Origin of the sequence: Photorhabdus kayaii (assembly GCF_025384895.1) — a bacterium.
Taxonomy (GTDB): domain Bacteria; phylum Pseudomonadota; class Gammaproteobacteria; order Enterobacterales; family Enterobacteriaceae; genus Photorhabdus; species Photorhabdus kayaii.
In genome coordinates this window covers 1-15,002 of sequence record NZ_JAJAFZ010000084.1, presented here as the reverse complement: position 1 = coordinate 15,002, position 15,002 = coordinate 1, and the positions used below count along the sequence as shown (strand labels likewise).

27 protein-coding genes are annotated in these 15,002 nt (G+C 43.5%); 18 read left to right on the top strand and 9 right to left on the bottom strand.

Going from position 1 to position 15,002, the window contains the following annotated elements; genetic code table 11:
* Positions 1–268 precede the first annotated feature (268 nt).
* Together LGZ98_RS21040 and LGZ98_RS21035 are read left to right on the top strand one after the other, a co-directional pair.
* Positions 269–529: a type II toxin-antitoxin system RelE family toxin gene (locus LGZ98_RS21040; protein WP_105396299.1), complete on the top strand. Its 261-nt coding sequence runs from the start codon at positions 269–271 to the stop codon at positions 527–529.
* Positions 530–594: 65 nt separating this feature from the next.
* Complete coding sequence (locus LGZ98_RS21035) at positions 595–954, top strand: helix-turn-helix domain-containing protein (protein WP_046396441.1); 360 nt, start codon at positions 595–597, stop codon at positions 952–954.
* A gap of 178 nt (positions 955–1,132) precedes the next feature.
* Here the strand turns inward: LGZ98_RS21035 and LGZ98_RS21030 are convergent, their stop codons facing one another.
* From LGZ98_RS21030 to LGZ98_RS20995, 8 genes are all read right to left on the bottom strand, one after another.
* On the bottom strand, positions 1,133–1,906 hold the full coding sequence (locus LGZ98_RS21030; protein ID WP_262978537.1) for an antitermination protein: 774 nt from the start codon (positions 1,904–1,906) through the stop codon (positions 1,133–1,135).
* The gene (locus LGZ98_RS21025; RefSeq protein ID WP_262978536.1) at positions 1,906–2,880 is read right to left on the bottom strand and encodes a DUF7146 domain-containing protein; all 975 of its coding nucleotides are present in this window, start codon (positions 2,878–2,880) and stop codon (positions 1,906–1,908) included. The genes LGZ98_RS21030 and LGZ98_RS21025 overlap by 1 nt, the downstream gene beginning before the upstream one ends.
* On the bottom strand, positions 2,877–4,424 hold the full coding sequence (locus tag LGZ98_RS21020; RefSeq protein ID WP_262978535.1) for a DEAD/DEAH box helicase: 1,548 nt from the start codon (positions 4,422–4,424) through the stop codon (positions 2,877–2,879). Before LGZ98_RS21020 ends, LGZ98_RS21025 begins: the two co-directional genes overlap by 4 nt.
* Before the next feature lie 9 nt (positions 4,425–4,433).
* Positions 4,434–4,634, bottom strand: coding sequence for a hypothetical protein (locus LGZ98_RS21015; protein ID WP_113044195.1), 201 nt, complete (start codon positions 4,632–4,634; stop codon positions 4,434–4,436).
* The gene (locus LGZ98_RS21010; RefSeq protein WP_262978534.1) at positions 4,634–5,470 is read right to left on the bottom strand and encodes a hypothetical protein; all 837 of its coding nucleotides are present in this window, start codon (positions 5,468–5,470) and stop codon (positions 4,634–4,636) included. The genes LGZ98_RS21015 and LGZ98_RS21010 overlap by 1 nt, the downstream gene beginning before the upstream one ends.
* Before the next feature lie 74 nt (positions 5,471–5,544).
* Positions 5,545–5,757, bottom strand: a complete 213-nt coding sequence (locus LGZ98_RS21005; RefSeq protein WP_262978533.1) for a hypothetical protein — start codon at positions 5,755–5,757, stop codon at positions 5,545–5,547.
* Positions 5,758–5,762: 5 nt separating this feature from the next.
* Positions 5,763–6,086, bottom strand: coding sequence for a hypothetical protein (locus LGZ98_RS21000; protein ID WP_262978532.1), 324 nt, complete (start codon positions 6,084–6,086; stop codon positions 5,763–5,765).
* On the bottom strand, positions 6,076–6,312 hold the full coding sequence (locus LGZ98_RS20995) for a transcriptional regulator (RefSeq protein ID WP_113044193.1): 237 nt from the start codon (positions 6,310–6,312) through the stop codon (positions 6,076–6,078). Before LGZ98_RS20995 ends, LGZ98_RS21000 begins: the two co-directional genes overlap by 11 nt.
* 115 nt (positions 6,313–6,427) lie before the next feature.
* On the opposite strand from LGZ98_RS20995, the gene LGZ98_RS20990 reads away from it, so the two are divergent.
* The 16 genes from LGZ98_RS20990 (at position 6,428) to LGZ98_RS20910 (ending at position 13,625) form a co-directional block, all read left to right on the top strand.
* Positions 6,428–7,180 (top strand): LexA family transcriptional regulator, encoded by a 753-nt coding sequence (locus tag LGZ98_RS20990; RefSeq protein WP_113044192.1) that lies wholly within the window; start codon positions 6,428–6,430, stop codon positions 7,178–7,180.
* Between the two features lie 383 nt (positions 7,181–7,563).
* Positions 7,564–7,761 carry a hypothetical protein gene (locus LGZ98_RS20985; protein WP_113044191.1) on the top strand — a complete coding sequence of 66 codons (198 nt, stop codon included), beginning with the start codon at positions 7,564–7,566 and terminating at the stop codon, positions 7,759–7,761.
* On the top strand, positions 7,758–7,952 hold the full coding sequence (locus LGZ98_RS20980) for a hypothetical protein (protein WP_262978531.1): 195 nt from the start codon (positions 7,758–7,760) through the stop codon (positions 7,950–7,952). Before LGZ98_RS20985 ends, LGZ98_RS20980 begins: the two co-directional genes overlap by 4 nt.
* Entirely contained in the window at positions 7,952–8,362 is a 411-nt protein-coding gene (locus tag LGZ98_RS20975) for a hypothetical protein (protein ID WP_113044189.1), read from the top strand. The genes LGZ98_RS20980 and LGZ98_RS20975 overlap by 1 nt, the downstream gene beginning before the upstream one ends.
* Before the next feature lie 3 nt (positions 8,363–8,365).
* Positions 8,366–8,797 carry a hypothetical protein gene (locus tag LGZ98_RS20970; protein ID WP_113044188.1) on the top strand — a complete coding sequence of 144 codons (432 nt, stop codon included), beginning with the start codon at positions 8,366–8,368 and terminating at the stop codon, positions 8,795–8,797.
* Between the two features lie 15 nt (positions 8,798–8,812).
* Positions 8,813–9,004 carry a hypothetical protein gene (locus tag LGZ98_RS20965; RefSeq protein ID WP_162107626.1) on the top strand — a complete coding sequence of 64 codons (192 nt, stop codon included), beginning with the start codon at positions 8,813–8,815 and terminating at the stop codon, positions 9,002–9,004.
* Positions 9,005–9,326: 322 nt separating this feature from the next.
* On the top strand, positions 9,327–9,692 hold the full coding sequence (locus tag LGZ98_RS20960) for a hypothetical protein (RefSeq protein ID WP_262978530.1): 366 nt from the start codon (positions 9,327–9,329) through the stop codon (positions 9,690–9,692).
* Between the two features lie 13 nt (positions 9,693–9,705).
* Positions 9,706–9,993 carry an ANR family transcriptional regulator gene (locus LGZ98_RS20955; RefSeq protein ID WP_262978529.1) on the top strand — a complete coding sequence of 96 codons (288 nt, stop codon included), beginning with the start codon at positions 9,706–9,708 and terminating at the stop codon, positions 9,991–9,993.
* Between the two features lie 2 nt (positions 9,994–9,995).
* A complete protein-coding gene (locus tag LGZ98_RS20950) occupies positions 9,996–10,736 on the top strand; it encodes a Rha family transcriptional regulator (protein ID WP_262978528.1) in 741 nt (246 codons plus the stop codon).
* The gene (locus LGZ98_RS20945; RefSeq protein WP_262978527.1) at positions 10,736–11,335 is read left to right on the top strand and encodes a hypothetical protein; all 600 of its coding nucleotides are present in this window, start codon (positions 10,736–10,738) and stop codon (positions 11,333–11,335) included. Before LGZ98_RS20950 ends, LGZ98_RS20945 begins: the two co-directional genes overlap by 1 nt.
* A gap of 103 nt (positions 11,336–11,438) precedes the next feature.
* On the top strand, positions 11,439–11,801 hold the full coding sequence (locus tag LGZ98_RS20940) for a DUF5406 family protein (protein ID WP_262978526.1): 363 nt from the start codon (positions 11,439–11,441) through the stop codon (positions 11,799–11,801).
* Entirely contained in the window at positions 11,798–12,388 is a 591-nt protein-coding gene (locus LGZ98_RS20935; protein WP_262978525.1) for a beta clamp domain-containing protein, read from the top strand. Before LGZ98_RS20940 ends, LGZ98_RS20935 begins: the two co-directional genes overlap by 4 nt.
* Positions 12,389–12,467: 79 nt before the next feature.
* A complete protein-coding gene (locus LGZ98_RS24360) occupies positions 12,468–12,848 on the top strand; it encodes a hypothetical protein (protein ID WP_390904715.1) in 381 nt (126 codons plus the stop codon).
* Positions 12,841–13,104 carry a hypothetical protein gene (locus LGZ98_RS20920; protein ID WP_262978523.1) on the top strand — a complete coding sequence of 88 codons (264 nt, stop codon included), beginning with the start codon at positions 12,841–12,843 and terminating at the stop codon, positions 13,102–13,104. The genes LGZ98_RS24360 and LGZ98_RS20920 overlap by 8 nt, the downstream gene beginning before the upstream one ends.
* Complete coding sequence (locus LGZ98_RS20915; protein WP_262978522.1) at positions 13,094–13,429, top strand: hypothetical protein; 336 nt, start codon at positions 13,094–13,096, stop codon at positions 13,427–13,429. The genes LGZ98_RS20920 and LGZ98_RS20915 overlap by 11 nt, the downstream gene beginning before the upstream one ends.
* On the top strand, positions 13,419–13,625 hold the full coding sequence (locus LGZ98_RS20910; RefSeq protein WP_262978521.1) for a helix-turn-helix transcriptional regulator: 207 nt from the start codon (positions 13,419–13,421) through the stop codon (positions 13,623–13,625). Before LGZ98_RS20915 ends, LGZ98_RS20910 begins: the two co-directional genes overlap by 11 nt.
* On the opposite strand, the gene LGZ98_RS20905 is transcribed toward LGZ98_RS20910, so the two are convergent.
* Complete coding sequence (locus LGZ98_RS20905) at positions 13,626–14,837, bottom strand: tyrosine-type recombinase/integrase (protein ID WP_262978520.1); 1,212 nt, start codon at positions 14,835–14,837, stop codon at positions 13,626–13,628.
* Positions 14,838–15,002 lie beyond the last annotated feature (165 nt).

The following is a 15,002-nucleotide window of genomic DNA, read 5'->3' as shown; positions in this document are numbered from 1 at the left end:
TGCGGCTGCCGTGCCAGATACTTGCGGCCACGAATGTTTTAAGCCGTCTATTAATTCAGCCCATAAATCAGGATTATTTTTCATCTTCATATTTCCACCCCCGTTGGGGATTGATACCCCGTTAAACGGGCGTGAAAAGAAAAAGGCCACGCCATGCGCAGCCTGAAAACAATATCGTATTTTAATCGCATTTTGTTGACATAATACGATTAAAATCGTATTATCTAATCATCCCAAGCGGATAGGCTCTTTAACAAATGAGGAAACGATGGTTACGGTTCAATGGACGAGGAAAGCACGAAAACAGTTGCTTTCAATCGATACCAGATACCGGAAAGCTATCAATGAGAAGGTTAACCAACTTGAAACTTTCCCCGCAGTGATGTTGGACATCAAGAAGCTTCATGACCTTGATAACCAATACAGACTACGGGTTGGTGAATACAGGATAATCTTCGAAATCACTGACGGCGAGCCGGTTATCTGCTCGATAATGGCAGTCAAACGGAGAACATCGACAACGTACTAGGCGGGGCAACCCGCCATTTCCTCATTATTAAATTCACCGCGACTCTTGGCTACACGGATGAATATATGAAAATGCAATACATAAATGATGAAGCAGGAAAACCTCAATATGTTGTCCTGCCAGTAGCTGAATACGAAAAACTTCTCAGCACAAAGGAAGATTGGGAAGATGTGCCATACACTCCGTCAAAATATGATGATGTGACCGTGCCTAACGGCGTCGTGTCTATTATGGTTGATCAGGATGTTTCTATTCTGGCAGCCTGGCGCATCTATCGTGGGCTGTCTCAGCATGAGGTAGCTGAAAAACTCAACACGGCTCAATCAACCGTGTCTCAGTGGGAGGCGTCAGATCGACCACAGAAGCGCACACGAGAAAAACTGGCTGCACTATACAACTGTACCCCAGAACAACTAATTCCATAACCCAACGGCCCCGCTCAGGGGTCGTTTACTTTGGCTGTAAACCTTGAGTTTGCTACTGGTAGAAATAGAAAAACCCGCTCATCGGCGGGCCTGAATGTTCGTTAGTGAGCATAGCTACAATTTCCCACTATTTGGGGAGATTACGCCAAGTTTATGCAAAACGCAAGCCCTCTCTTTTTTATCGCGTTACTTTGCTAAATTCAGATTCTGCTCTGCTTTCCTCGATATCACATTTCGCCACCAGCTTTTCATAGAATGGCTTCCAGTTACGTGACCAACTTGATTGTGTCAGCTCTGGCAGGAGAGCCTTAATTGCTGCATATGCCACTGATGACGGTACCCGACTATAACCACGACCAGAACAACGCTCACAGATTTTAATCACTGGCGCCCCCGTGGCTTTCGTTGCTTTCGTTGCTTCACGGTCAACAACTTTCCCGGTACCGTTACAACGGCAACGACTGGATACAATCCCTTTGCCGTTACAAGGAGAACAAAGCTCATCTACCCGCTCAGTTTCTACCCGTTGCTCTATCACATCCTTATACCCTGCGTACTTAATCACCTCACGCTGAACTGATATTAACCCGCGCCCATTGCAGTGAGCACATGAAGTAGTAGTTGCCGCTGACCGGGAATATTCCTCAAAGGCCATTTTTGCCAATATCACCAGACATTTTCCCAGCCGGTTTCCACTGGCTTTGGTAATGAGTTTGGGGACCTGACGTCTGGCATACAAAGTTAGCTGCTCAACGGTTCGTATGGTATCTTCATTGCTGACACCATGTTTACCCAGGAACGCCGCCATCCCAAAAGTGGCTTTAGATTCAGCCATCCCTAATGCCGCCATCACATCCGTACCCGTAATCCGGTCCGTTGATGTGCATTTGGGAGAACTGTTGATTACCAGTCCTTTTGGGCTGAAATGTTTTAATGCTGATTCGAGTTTCATTATTCCACCCACTTCTTAAAAGACAGTTCACGCACTTCATCACCGTTAACAAGTACGTCATTGAAATCACCGTTATCAGGCCAACGAATACTGACCGTTTCTAAATCATTTTTAGCGACGAGGTTGCCCCTGGCGCACTCAAAAGCCGCGGCGTGGCCGGTTGCTGAATGTAGGTCCATATCAGCGAAAATAATTAAGTGTTTAACTCCCGCTGGCACTCTGAAACGCTTCATTAATGCGGCATTCATCACCGACCAAGTGTTACAGCCATAAATTTGTTTGCATGAGAGTGCTGTCTCTATCCCCTCAGCTATTCCCAACGTTGACGAGACCGGGAGCATGCGAATGGCAACAGATCCCGCATGTTCTAAATAACTGTCGTTTTGGAGTGACAGCATTTTTTTAGCTGTCGGTGTATTGGCTTTTTTGTCACCCTCTAATAACGTCCTGTGAAGATAACAAAGCGCCCCTTTATCATCCGTCGCCAGAGAATACATAGCCTGAAAAGCTTTCGTTCCCACGGGCTGATGATTGCAGTACCTGATTTGCTCGACGGGTAAACAGTTAATCCCCCGGTTGCGTAAATAGCTTTCGGCTGACGTTCCACGCAGATTCACCAACGTGGCATACTTCCTAATCACCTTGTCACGAAATAATGACCGGTCATCTTTATTGACAGAAGATTGAACGCTTTCGGGCTGATGTTCATACGTATTGCCAATGATTTCATCAACTTCCTTCGCTTGTGTTTTAAAATCCTTCTTCTGAGTCAGCGCAAGTAATTTCCAACCATCACCAATATTACAGACGCAAATAAAGGTTCCCCGACCATCTTTATCGTCACAGCGGTATTTTCCCTTCTGACTACATATTGGACATTTGCCTTTGTAGTGTCTCTTTCCGGTAATAGGAGGCAGTCCGTAATATTCAAAGACTTTCGACCATTGTCCAATTACTGCATCTGTTGTTTTCATGCGCTACCTCCCTGCGTGGCTGAACTGAGTGGTTTTTTCTCCTGGCTTTTTATCCATGAAATCAGTTTCCATTTGATGAAATTATTGACTTCCGGGGTGATCTCGACCGTGTGGTCATTTAAGCCATTAGGGAACTCACCAAATTTGCTTCTGAAGGTATGGGCACACCAACCATCAGAAATGGGTTTGCCCTGATTGGCCCGCTGACGCTGGTAATACTTGATTTGGGACCACCAGCTTTGTTTTTCTTTCTTACTGTAAGTGCGGTCCTTGCCGTTGAGCTTTTTCAGTCCGCGAGAGCGATCCACTTCCACATCTTCACCGCTTAAGGGTTTAAACCCACATTTCGGGCAGGCGTAGACAGCCGGGGGTTTCATGAAGTGACACGATGGACACTCTTTCGGCAGCTTTTCGGCTTTGTCACTGTCAGTACTGCGGGAAGCCTCTTTCATACCGTCGTTTTTTGAAGGTAATGCGTCATACTCGATATCGTCGGGGTAACCGAGTAGATGAACTGAACCACTATGATCAAATATCATGCAGGTTTTTTTTCCGGGGGCGGTACGCAATCCGCGACCAAGACATTGGACCCAGCGGATTTCTGACTTTGTAGGCCGGGCATAAATGATGCAGCGAACATCGCTATCGAACCCAGCCAAAAGACAGCCCACATTAACTAATATTCTTGTCACACCCTGCTCAAAGCGATGGATGATGATCTGCCTTTCTTCCGGGAGCGTCTCAGCAATGATGACCTCGGCATTGACACCGGCTTTGTTAAATTCAACCGTGATAAAATTGGCATGGGCCACGTTGACGCAAAAGCAGATTGTCGGCTCATCATTACCGTTCACCAGCCAGTTTTTGACGATATCGCCTACCAGCGTTGAATCACCCATAATCTCGGCTAGCTGGTCCTCTTTGTAATCCTGTCCAAAGTCATCACTGGAGGTAACTTTTACACCCTTCAGGTCCGGCTTGGTGGGCGCATAAAATTCATAGGTACTGAGTTCACCTTTAGCGATAAGCTCCTTCATCGTGGTTGGCTTCAAGAGCTGTTGATAGTAGTTTCCCAGAAAGGGGGAAAACGGCGTTCCTGACAGGCCGATAACTTTCACATCGGTGTTCTCTGCCAGATACTGAATCACTTCAAGCAACTTTTTACGGCGTAAATGGGCTTCATCAATGATCAGCAGATCGATGTTGTCCGGGAAGTCGCGACGGATTAACGTGTCAGCCGAGGCAATTTGAATCAGCCGGTTTGGGTCGTGAGGCTGGTAATCCCGCCACACGTAGCCAATTTCCTCCTCTGGCAGTCCGTACTGAATGAACCGGGTGGCAGTCTGACGAACCAAGGTTAGGTAAGGCGCGACGAACATCACCCGCATCCCGCGAGAAACAAATCCGGCTGTGATGAATGCCGATAAGCCGGTTTTGCCACTCCCGGTAGGCGCATATACCATGAAAGTACTGTGTTGTTTCCAGTCCTGACGCAGCATAGACAAGGCGCGGCTCTGGGTTGTATTGGGGGTTATCGTCAGCATGAATACCCCTTATTTACGCAATAATGCCGTCTTGTGATGTTCGATAGCTGACGAAGAAGCTGTGTTCACCCTTCGTAACAGGCTTTCGGCCTCAAGATTTCGACCTTCCCTAATCAACGTGATAGCAATATCAACCAGTTGCTGAGTGCCGCATAAGGTTGCGAATAAGTCGGTATTAGTGACATAATCTCTTTGAGATGGGATGTTCATTATTTCGTCTCCTTTGCAAGAACCGGTGCATGGCTCGCCAAAGTTTCCACCGGCTTCTTGCCTCCTTTGATTTTCAGTTTGTTTTTCCACGCATTGATAATCCGCTTACTGTCCTCATCATGTTCACGCGCAGGCATATCGTTGTACTGGCGCTCATAGTCAATTTTGTGGAAATAGGGATTGATGATTACAGGCGCAACGATACCCACCGCGTGTTTGACATCTTCATCAGTCGGTATACGGTCAAGGTATTTTTTGAAGGTTAATTCTCCGGTATCCACCAGGTGGTCAGTGATTTTTTTCAGTTGTTTAACGGCACGAAAAACGCCCTTCACGCTATCGTTGTTCGCTGACGGCATGGCTTCACCTTCGATCATTTCCCCGCCAATAAACAATGGAATGCTGTCGATGAATGCGCCACGGCTGAGGAATTTATTCACTTCGGCTGTCGTGATGAGCGGATAGGCTTTAACTAACCCGAACAGCGTTACCGCCATTGGCTCGTCATGCCATGAACTCTTGCCTTTTCCGTTTCGGATGGCGGCAATCAATGCGTCCTGATGCTTGAGGCTCAGCAGGTCATAATCACCCACCACAAGGTAGTGAGTGCTCAGCGCTTCCAGATCCACCGGCTTTGCGTGACTGTTGTGGGGCTTATGAGGCTTGTGAGATTTATGTTTTTGGCGTTCAGGCGTGTTCGCCTTGACCATAGCGACAGCCTCAGCCTCTGACATGCCCGCAGCGACTAATTCAGCAACGGCTCGTGCAGGCTTCCAGCTTACGAGAGCACGATGTTTTTTGATGATCTTTTCTGCTTTTTCGTTTTTGATAATCATTCTCATTTGTCCAAAAAAAAATAAGGGGGTACTTATTTAATACTTTTCCGTGTCTGCCACTTTTTTTGGGTTTTTTACCCACTTTGATAATCATTCTCATTTGTCCAAAAAAAAATAAGGGGGTACTTATTTAATACTTTTCCGTGTCTGCCACTTTTTTTGGGTTTTTTACCCACTTTGATAATCATTCTCATTTGGCTATTTTTCTCATGTTTAGCCTTAGTGATCCCCTCACCACTGCTACCACAGCCAGAAGACACAGCCATTCCCGTACTGCCTGATACCACTGCGATCATCCTGCCACCTCCGATTGGGGCTGGTTCTCTGGCAGTGCTTCCGGTGCCTTAAGCGGCTTCTCGGTATAACCCTGACTCGCCCTTGCATACTTCCTAACGAACTCTCTAAGCCGGATATTAGCCGCCCGCCTCGCTGTGTTATCTTTCCGGTACGAAATCGGTTCTTCATCCCAAGCCGCTTGATAAACCTCGGCATACCTGAAAGTGATTTTTGCCCGTGTAGCCGGATCAAGGCTCAGTAACATCTCCTGTATCCATTTGCCGTCATCAGGGTAAAAATGCTGCGGCATTGATACTTGAACGTGAGAGTTAGGAAACATGATTTTTCTGAGGGATAGCAAAAACCAAACTTTCTTTTTCTATAGGAGAAATTTCACTAAAGAATTTAGTGCCCTCCTCAATACGGATTGCCATCTTCGGGGATGCGCGACGATAGCTGTATGCAATTTGATCTAAATATCCAACGCTTGTGCCAACAATTTGAGCAAGCTTTATCCAGTCCTGCCTACAGGCTTCTTTTCTCCAGCGATGTAAATCGTTTTTCATGTCTTCACCTTGTAAATCAACACACCCAAAACTTTATCTTTTTGATAAATTATTTGCAAGATTTTTTATCATCATGCATATTTATCAAATTGCTAATTAATGTGATTATTGTGATATGGAAACTAAAGATATAAGACGCATGAACTTGCGCACCTTGATGGAAACTCGCATACGTCAAGGAATAACGAAGGCATACTTTGCAGAGTTGATCGGAATACCAGCCAGCCAACTTAGCCAGCTCACGAGTGGAAATGCAGTAAGAAATATAGGGGATATTATCGCTAGGCGCGTAGAAGCCAACCTTGGTTTACCGGTTGGCTGGCTTGATGTTCCTCAGCATGCAAATGAAATAGATTATAACCGTGATAATAATCACAATGATAATAAACAAAGAAACTATCACTTGCAAAATCTTTCACATGAAGATACTGATCAGTCATACAGGATTGAACAACTCAATGTGGAACTCAGTTGCGGGGGTGGTAGGTTGAACAATGATTATCCCGATGTAATTCGCTCAATAGAGATAGATCCGGAATATGCCAAAGGAATGTTTGGCACAAGAAAGCCATCGGCATTAAAAATAACAACTGCTGTGGGAGACAGCATGCTGGGAACCGTAAACCCCGGTGAACTTGTTGTTATTGATATAACAGTTAACAGGTTTGTCAGTGATGGAATTTATGCTTTCACCTATTGTGATGCATTACATATAAAGAGATTACAATTACTTAAAGACAAGCTTATAGTCATTAGTGACAACAAAACGTATGATAGATGGGAAATTGATTCATCAGATAAGGACTTGTTACATATTCAGGGTTTTGTCGTAGGTAAATGGAAAGCAGACTATACCCGACTTGGATGAAATACAAATAAATCGACCACAAACCAGCCTTAGTGCTGGTTTTTTTATACGAAAATTAATCATATTTATCATTAATTTATCACTAAAATAAGAAAAAAGATAAATTTATTTATCAATTTGCTATTTACTATAATTTATCTTTAAGATAAAGTCACAAACACAGAGTTAGCAGGGAGGACTTAGCAACTAAAGCCAATAATTTTGGATCATTAATAACAAGCAAACATACAGATGCAGAGAAGGAGACTCTGGAGCTGATTGGCAAAAGCAGCCAGAGTCAGAATAATTAATAAACATCAAGGTGCTTATTATGTTAACAGCGAATGGCAACAAAAAGACTTTTATTTTCGCAGCAATAAGACGCTCTAACATGGAGGTAAATCATGAGTAAACCAGTTACTTTAGACAATGCAAAATACCGCTCAGGTTTAGCCTGTTCACTCTATGAAGTCATTATAGATACAGCAGCCAAAGAAGAATGCTCAAGCACCCTGACCGATCTAATTGCACTTGCTTGTGATATTAATTCGGAGGTTTATCGTTCCCTTGAAGCGGCTCTAAATAGCGGAGGCGAAGAATGAACAGCAATTCTGTAAATAAGCTGCGCAATCTTTCTTACATTAATTTAGCGGCAGATGATGCACTCGGAAAAATAGAAGTTTTAGCATCAGCGGCGGGTTATTTATTTGCTGATGATGAACTGAGTGAAATCGGGTTTGAGCTTCTAAGTATTATCCAGACAATTGCAAGTCAAGCATCAAGGGGAAAATGATGAGTGATTTAGCTGATAATATTTCCGATATGGTTTTAAAGGTCATGCAGATAGATGCGCTTCTCTGTATATGGCAAGAATCATTTAGAAAAGACTGTGATGAATCTTATTTCATCGGTGTACTACAGGGTTTAGTTTTCGAAGTGAAAAAAAAGCTGGATAAACTGGACGGTCAGGCAGTAAATATTGAAAACCAAAAGAAACCTGAAATAGAAAATAATGAAATTAATATCAGTAAATTAAAATTTAAAGATTTATTAGATAAATCTGAGCATCTTGAGGCATTAATGATACCTGTCGGTAAAGCCGTTACCGATGAAGCCGATACAGACACAGTAACATTAACAAATCTTGCTTCTAGCCTGGCAAGCGATCTTGCGCAAGAAATAAGAATATTGGAAGGAGCTTAAATTGTGAAACCAAAAAAAATTGATTATTCCCGTTTTTATGCTGATGGGATTATTAGTGGTAGCGGTATTGATGATGCATTCAGCGTACATACATTACCCGCCTATGTTGTTAGTCGTCATGGACGTTCTTACAAGCGCCAAAGTCGTAGTAGTGCCATTAACAAGCTAGCGCATATTATGACGCAGAAAGTATTTAGCCGGGCCGGACGAGATACTAACTACCCAGCCCAGCCAGTCATTGGCGAAAACAATGTAGTGAACTGGACAGCAGGGGAATTGCTGCCTGAATATATCGAGTGTCATAACAGAGCGATACGGCGAATAAGATTGCTACTTAAGCGTCGAAAAGAAATAGACGCACTGCGCATAAAATATATTAGCGCTTCCTTTGAATATGAGCGATTAAAAAAAGAGTTCATTAATGCCACCAAATAACTAATGAGATTAACCATGTTTAAGATAATCATCACAACCAAAAACTATCGTACGGGGCGGGTGACAAAAGAAACCTTCCGCAACAGATATAAAACATATCGGGGAGCTGAAAAAGCTGCGAAGGGGATGCGCCGGGTTTGTATGCCAGATAGCAAAACCATTATTGAAACAGTTGATGCTGAGGTCGTGGAAGTTAAACGTACTTAATTACACAGAGGGTTAAACAATGAACTCAAAAATTAAATTTGCAACTGAGTGTAAAGCTGAACAATCTCGCTATTTATCAGAAGCTAAAATCTATCGGCGCGGTTCTGAAATGCGCAAAATGTATGTTTCTCTCGCGTGGAGAAATAGAAATAACGCGCGGTGCTGGGCTGTAATTTAATTAACCAGCAAGGTTACTGCTTATCAATTAAATTAACTGGGGGGGTAAGTTTTAAATATAAACTCTGATTAACTCAATAACTGATTGGACTTTAATTACAGCCTAATGGCTGGGGATTGTCTCAGCCTAAGCAAAGGGGTATCTATGAGTAATCAAACATTAATTGAACGTTACAGAAATCGCTTAATAGCGGCAAAACTTGATGCAATGACAGAGAAGACCAATAGTCATTGTATTGCTGTTAGTCTTCACGATGGCTCTATGTGTACTGTTGAACTATCAGATGAGATATTAAGAAAAGCTTTGCATGTGTTTTTCGAAGTGCCCGCTTATAACGAATACAGGCGAGATGAAGCTGATAAATATATTTTAGATAGCTATGGCAGTTATCTATCAAAACACGGCGATAAATTAACAGGTGAGGGAAATGACTTTATGTGCGCTCTTATTAAATTAATTGCAGAAAGAGCTAAACACGGCGGATTTTTACCAGAATATACCTTTCAGTAAAAGGACCAACGAAATGAATATTACCCATTTTAATTTCTCACAAAGAGCTATTCAAAGTGAGCGTGAAGAAAAATACGAAATTGCGGCGGCTTTCTGGAATAAAGTCGCTGAACATGCCAAGCACAAAGTTAACCGTGAATGGGCTGAATATCGTGCTGAACTGAATTCAAGTCGCCATACCTTACATAAGCGTCATGAAGAACTAAAAGCCCGCGCCAGTCAGCACCGCAAGAAAGAATGGGCAGCCAAAAAGCTTGCTGCTGCCCTCAAGGCCCATATGAACAAAGAAAAAGAGGTATGAAAATGACTAATATCATTACCATCAGCAACCAAGCGGCCATGATGGGCAGTCGTGAAATTGCGGAATTGACAGATAAGCGCCACGATAACGTTATTCGTGACATCCGGGAAGTTCTGAAAGCCGTCTATAGCGTTGAATTCGATTCCTCATTTTTGAGGAATCATAGAAATCAACAAGTTATGTTTACTACCGGGATTACTGTTGCTGTTGATGAGAGGGGTTTTATCAGTGAAATTCTCCTTGATCGCCGGAATACCGAAATCCTGATCACCGGATATGATGTCAGGCGTCGCGCCGCCATCATTGACCGTTGGTTTGCTCTGGAGTCTGGCGCCACAAAACCAAAATCCCAGGCTGAACTTAACCTTGCCTACGCCTTAGCTCAAGTAGAACAGGAGCGCCGCCTTAATCAGGTTGAAGAAAAAGTTGAAGAGGTTTCTGAAACCATTGAGCAAATCAAGCAGGGAGTTATTCCCGTGGGTTGGATCGGGTTCTCTCTGGCTGCGACTGAATCAGGATTAACCAATGCCAAGTGCCGTACATTGGCCGAACAGTACAACGTACCAACGGACAGCATCACCATCATGACACCAGACGGCCAGCCTCGTCCGATGAAAATCATATTTAAAGAGGACTTTATGAGCGCGTTCCGTCTGATGATGAGCGAAGCTGAACAACGCAAATCCAAATGGTATCACACCAAAATGGGCTTATTTCAGGTTATCGGGTGGGAGGGTAAGTAATGAGCAAACATCACACTAAGCCAGCATTTGATTACGGCAAGTATGGCGTCTTTGTCATCACTGAGGCAGCGAACAGCAAAGTCATGAGTTATGCGGAGGCGGTAGTATCACTGGACGCGGGTCAGTATGACAATGATTTATTACTGGGCTTTGAATTGATAGCGGCTATTTTTCATGGCTGGAAAACAGGCTTCTATGTGCCAACCAGTGAACAACGGTTGATGTTTTGGCGGTGGATTGCGTCAGCCTCGTTTGTGCAAGAGCAAATAGACAGAAACGGCACCCTTGAAGTCGATAACGACATGGGAGGCACTGATACCGCAGCTCTCTACGATAATGGTACAACGGCAATCACGATATACCCATTAGCAGAGCGCATGATGTTAGCAACCCATGTTGAGGGGATCGCCTTTGAAAAGGCCGGTAGTAAGGACGGGACGGATATGGCGGTCAGAATGTACCTGGATTTTATCAATATGCAGCCAGAGATTGGCAATCGGCTATCTGAGAAAGGGCGCGAAGGGTTTTCTCTCTTGCACGATGACTTAATCAAAGCGGTAGAGGCTGGTGAGTTTAACACCATGCCCGTCTTTCATTGACAGGAGACTCACATGATTATTGACACCAATTTACTGCAAGCAGCTTTGGTTCATGCGACCAAAGAAGAAACCCCAAACACCCTGACACAGTGAGTCAATTGAAATGGAAAAAATAACTTATATCCCGGTAATGAATTACGACCCCAATTTAACCCTGTGCATGAGAAGTGCCAAGCATGTGGTCAGGCTGACGTTTGCACTATGGGAATATCGTCAGGTTGTTGACGTGATCGTTACTGCCAATATTCGCGGACTGGATGTTATTAGCCAGGCAGTCGAGAGCCTTTATAACTCCTTACCTACCACACCATTCTTCAATGATGACACCGAAGAAGATGATGAGATGGCGGTATTTCACGTCGGTGTTCTTGAGTGTGTTGATGAAGGGCAGGAAGGTGTCGATTGGCTCAATGAGATGCTTATCAAGGCTGAAATTATCAGCATCGCACCGGAGGTGAAGTCATGATCATTGACTCTAGTTTACTACGAGCCGCATTGGTTTGTGTGGCTAAGGTGAACAAGCACCCTCAATTAACAGGGGTACATATATCACCCAAATATATTGAGGCAACAAATGGTCATGTTGCCGTTCGCATGGAGCACAACATTGACACTGATATTGACCTAATTATTCGATTTGATGGTGATATTCCAGAAGCCGCTGAAAATACAAAAATAGACTTAGAAGGAGGCAGCAAGGCATTTCACTACGATGAAGATGGTCGCCTGTTTGGCTTTAACAACCTGAAAATACTGGATGGTCGGTTTCCTGATTTTGACAAAATCATCCCAACAGAGAAACAAAACGTCATGCCGTTCTTTCGCCTTGAGTATCTGTCCTATCCTTCCCGGATGTTTCTGTCCTGTCCCTCTCGGACGTTTGACGGGTTAGGATCAGTGATTATGGAGCCATCCGGTATGAAGACAGCTTGCCGCTTTCGGTTCTGCCCGCTGACGAATAAGTATTACGGCAATCCTGTATTTATAGTCATGCCCTGTGCAGAGGATGTTTTCGAAGTAGTAGCGCGGGAAATGAGGAAACCGGAATTATGAAAATTAAATATCAGGACAAGGGCAGTATTGCACAAATCGTCGTTACCAGTTTCATCACTGAACGCCGCAAGCATAACCGTTGTGTCGATGCCGCCCTGTTAATGGTACCTGTTCGCGCCTGGTCTACTGGCTTTCTATTAAGGAAAACCACTATCACGGGCAAAACAGTTCACGTACTGCGAGCCTACAAAATCATTTTCAGGGAGAGCAAACAGTGACAGAAGAGCACGGCCAGATAGCAGATACCGATGATGAACTGGTCAGAACGGCATTCCATATCGACGACGGCAGGGACTATACACAACGGATCATCCATCGTATGAAGCGTAATTTTTACATCCATGAGGGCGTTTGCCCTCCTCTGCCACCAGCGCCACAAGTGGCCGGAGTGAAATTAACACCAGTTAAGAAGACCAAAAAACGTCGCAAATTACGTAACAAGGAGCAGGAAAGTGAATAAATGCCAAAAGAACGGAAATAAATTATCCGCCTGTAGCGCACTAGCAAAATCCCTTGAACTTGGTTCACCCATAAAACGAAGCAAGGGCTTATTTTTACCAACGAGATTCATCATGAAAACCGGAGAGCCGGGCACTGATATCGTTCAGTTACATTCCGGTGAATTTGTCGGCACTGGCATTATGGTAAATTACTGCCCTTTTTGCGGACAAGATATAGATACCGTTAGTCACCAGAGAAAAAAACATGATCAATAATTCATTCCACTTAACCCAAGTAATAGCCTCGGCTTGGGGCGATCCATCTGACATTACAGATGCAATCTGGAACGCCGGTTACAGAAAAGCTGACAGAACATCGGAGGAGATGGTATTGATGACGCTTAAGGCCATCAAGGATTCTCATCACAGCGATATTCCATGTGAGTATTGGCCTAAAGATTTAGAATCCGTACTTGCTGCTGAACTGAACTTCATAATTGATGATCTTGTCTGGAGTGATAAAACAACTCCGGCAACAGTGGCAAGGATAATTTTGGAGAATGGTTATATTAGAAAAGGGAGTGATGTTTATGTCAAATAAACTAATTAGATTAAATGAGGTTTTAAATAGAACAGGTTATAGCAAGTCATGGACTTATAAATTAATAGATAAAGGGGAATTCCCTAAACCAGTTAAAATTGGTCCTCGATCAATTGCATTTATAGAGTGCGAAATCAATGAATGGATTGAGCAGCGTATTAATAAATCCCGCTGCTCAATTGAAGATAATGCGTAATTAGTCATTTTTAAAGCGACTATTAATAATATCTTTCCCGTATTCTAGGGAATTCATAAAATCAGCGTACCATTGAAGCATCTCATTGCGTCCATCCAAATAAAGGGCATGGTTATACGTGCCCCTGATGCTGTTTTTATCAACATGAGCAAGCTGCAATTCTATCCATTCAGATGGGAAGCTATGCTCATGTAATATGGTACTCATGGTGTGACGGAATCCATGTCCCGTAGCTCTGCCGCCATACCCCATGCGTTTCATCATAACATTTATAGCCATTTCACTAATTGGCTTTTTATAATCAGTTCGGCTAGGGAATACATGTTGATAGTCACCACTAATTGGGTGCAACTGTTGAAACAAAGTCACTACCTGATCAGATAAAGGAACACAGTGCGGCCTGCGCATTTTCATTCTTTCGGCAGAAATTTCTACCATTCGCTTTTCTAAGTCCACTTCGCTCCATTCCAGATTTCTTAATTCACCAGGGCGCAATCCTGTAAGAATCAAAATTCTCAATGCATGCCTAACTACTTGGCTGCTCATATGCTTATCAATAGACCTTAAAAATTCTGGGAGTTCATCGATTTTTAAGTGAGGATAATGCTCTCTTTTATGGGGGATAAACGCACTAGCAAGATCGGGGGCTGGATTATATTCAGCTCTACCTGTAATAACGGCGTATTTCCATACCTCACCACAACGCTGACGGACTTTCTTCAACTTCTCAGTTGCCCCACGCTTTTCCATTCTTGAAAGAACGTCCAATAACTCCAGTGGTTTTATATCTGCTATTGGTCTGTCTCCAATATAAGGAAAGACATCATTTTCAAATGCGCTCATCATGTCAGAGCGATACCCTGCCGACCATCTATCTTTACGTTTTTCGTACCACTCGCGAGTGATTTTCTCAAAAGTATTTTCTGACGTGATGATATTTTCTCGTTTTTGCCGCTTTCTGGCTTCAGAAGGATTAATGCCACCAGCAACCATTGAGCGGCATTCTGCTGTTCTTCTTCTGGCTTCCGTTAAAGGCACCTCCGGGTAAGTACCTAAAGAGATCATCTTCTGCTTATCATCAAAACGATAGCGAAACCGCCACCCTTTAGAGCCGTTCGGTTCTACTAATAGTGAAAGCCCGTTTCCATCAGACAACGTGTAAGGCTTTTCTTCTGGTTTGGCTTTCTTGATAGCCATGTCTGTTAGCTTCATCATCTCACCAATGTGTATAGGAAAATTTGTACAGGAAAAACTATACACAAAACTATACACAAATTCTTGTTGATTTTAAGAGATGCCAAGAGCCTTTGAGATACTTATTTTTCCTATATTCTTTGATTTTATTGGAAAATATAGACTTTAAGAGATGTTAGTAGA

Coding starts and splice junctions, on each gene's coding strand:
- LGZ98_RS21040 (WP_105396299.1), top strand. CDS start 269: ATGGTTACGGTTCAATGGACGAGGAAAGCACGAAAACAGTTGCTTTCA.
- LGZ98_RS21035 (WP_046396441.1), top strand. CDS start 595: ATGAAAATGCAATACATAAATGATGAAGCAGGAAAACCTCAATATGTT.
- LGZ98_RS21030 (WP_262978537.1), bottom strand. CDS start 1,906: ATGAAACTCGAATCAGCATTAAAACATTTCAGCCCAAAAGGACTGGTA.
- LGZ98_RS21025 (WP_262978536.1), bottom strand. CDS start 2,880: ATGAAAACAACAGATGCAGTAATTGGACAATGGTCGAAAGTCTTTGAA.
- LGZ98_RS21020 (WP_262978535.1), bottom strand. CDS start 4,424: ATGCTGACGATAACCCCCAATACAACCCAGAGCCGCGCCTTGTCTATG.
- LGZ98_RS21015 (WP_113044195.1), bottom strand. CDS start 4,634: ATGAACATCCCATCTCAAAGAGATTATGTCACTAATACCGACTTATTC.
- LGZ98_RS21010 (WP_262978534.1), bottom strand. CDS start 5,470: ATGATTATCAAAAACGAAAAAGCAGAAAAGATCATCAAAAAACATCGT.
- LGZ98_RS21000 (WP_262978532.1), bottom strand. CDS start 6,086: ATGTTTCCTAACTCTCACGTTCAAGTATCAATGCCGCAGCATTTTTAC.
- LGZ98_RS20995 (WP_113044193.1), bottom strand. CDS start 6,312: ATGAAAAACGATTTACATCGCTGGAGAAAAGAAGCCTGTAGGCAGGAC.
- LGZ98_RS20990 (WP_113044192.1), top strand. CDS start 6,428: ATGGAAACTAAAGATATAAGACGCATGAACTTGCGCACCTTGATGGAA.
- LGZ98_RS20985 (WP_113044191.1), top strand. CDS start 7,564: ATGAGTAAACCAGTTACTTTAGACAATGCAAAATACCGCTCAGGTTTA.
- LGZ98_RS20980 (WP_262978531.1), top strand. CDS start 7,758: ATGAACAGCAATTCTGTAAATAAGCTGCGCAATCTTTCTTACATTAAT.
- LGZ98_RS20975 (WP_113044189.1), top strand. CDS start 7,952: ATGAGTGATTTAGCTGATAATATTTCCGATATGGTTTTAAAGGTCATG.
- LGZ98_RS20965 (WP_162107626.1), top strand. CDS start 8,813: ATGTTTAAGATAATCATCACAACCAAAAACTATCGTACGGGGCGGGTG.
- LGZ98_RS20960 (WP_262978530.1), top strand. CDS start 9,327: ATGAGTAATCAAACATTAATTGAACGTTACAGAAATCGCTTAATAGCG.
- LGZ98_RS20955 (WP_262978529.1), top strand. CDS start 9,706: ATGAATATTACCCATTTTAATTTCTCACAAAGAGCTATTCAAAGTGAG.
- LGZ98_RS20950 (WP_262978528.1), top strand. CDS start 9,996: ATGACTAATATCATTACCATCAGCAACCAAGCGGCCATGATGGGCAGT.
- LGZ98_RS20945 (WP_262978527.1), top strand. CDS start 10,736: ATGAGCAAACATCACACTAAGCCAGCATTTGATTACGGCAAGTATGGC.
- LGZ98_RS20940 (WP_262978526.1), top strand. CDS start 11,439: ATGGAAAAAATAACTTATATCCCGGTAATGAATTACGACCCCAATTTA.
- LGZ98_RS20935 (WP_262978525.1), top strand. CDS start 11,798: ATGATCATTGACTCTAGTTTACTACGAGCCGCATTGGTTTGTGTGGCT.
- LGZ98_RS20915 (WP_262978522.1), top strand. CDS start 13,094: ATGATCAATAATTCATTCCACTTAACCCAAGTAATAGCCTCGGCTTGG.
- LGZ98_RS20910 (WP_262978521.1), top strand. CDS start 13,419: ATGTCAAATAAACTAATTAGATTAAATGAGGTTTTAAATAGAACAGGT.
- LGZ98_RS20905 (WP_262978520.1), bottom strand. CDS start 14,837: ATGAAGCTAACAGACATGGCTATCAAGAAAGCCAAACCAGAAGAAAAG.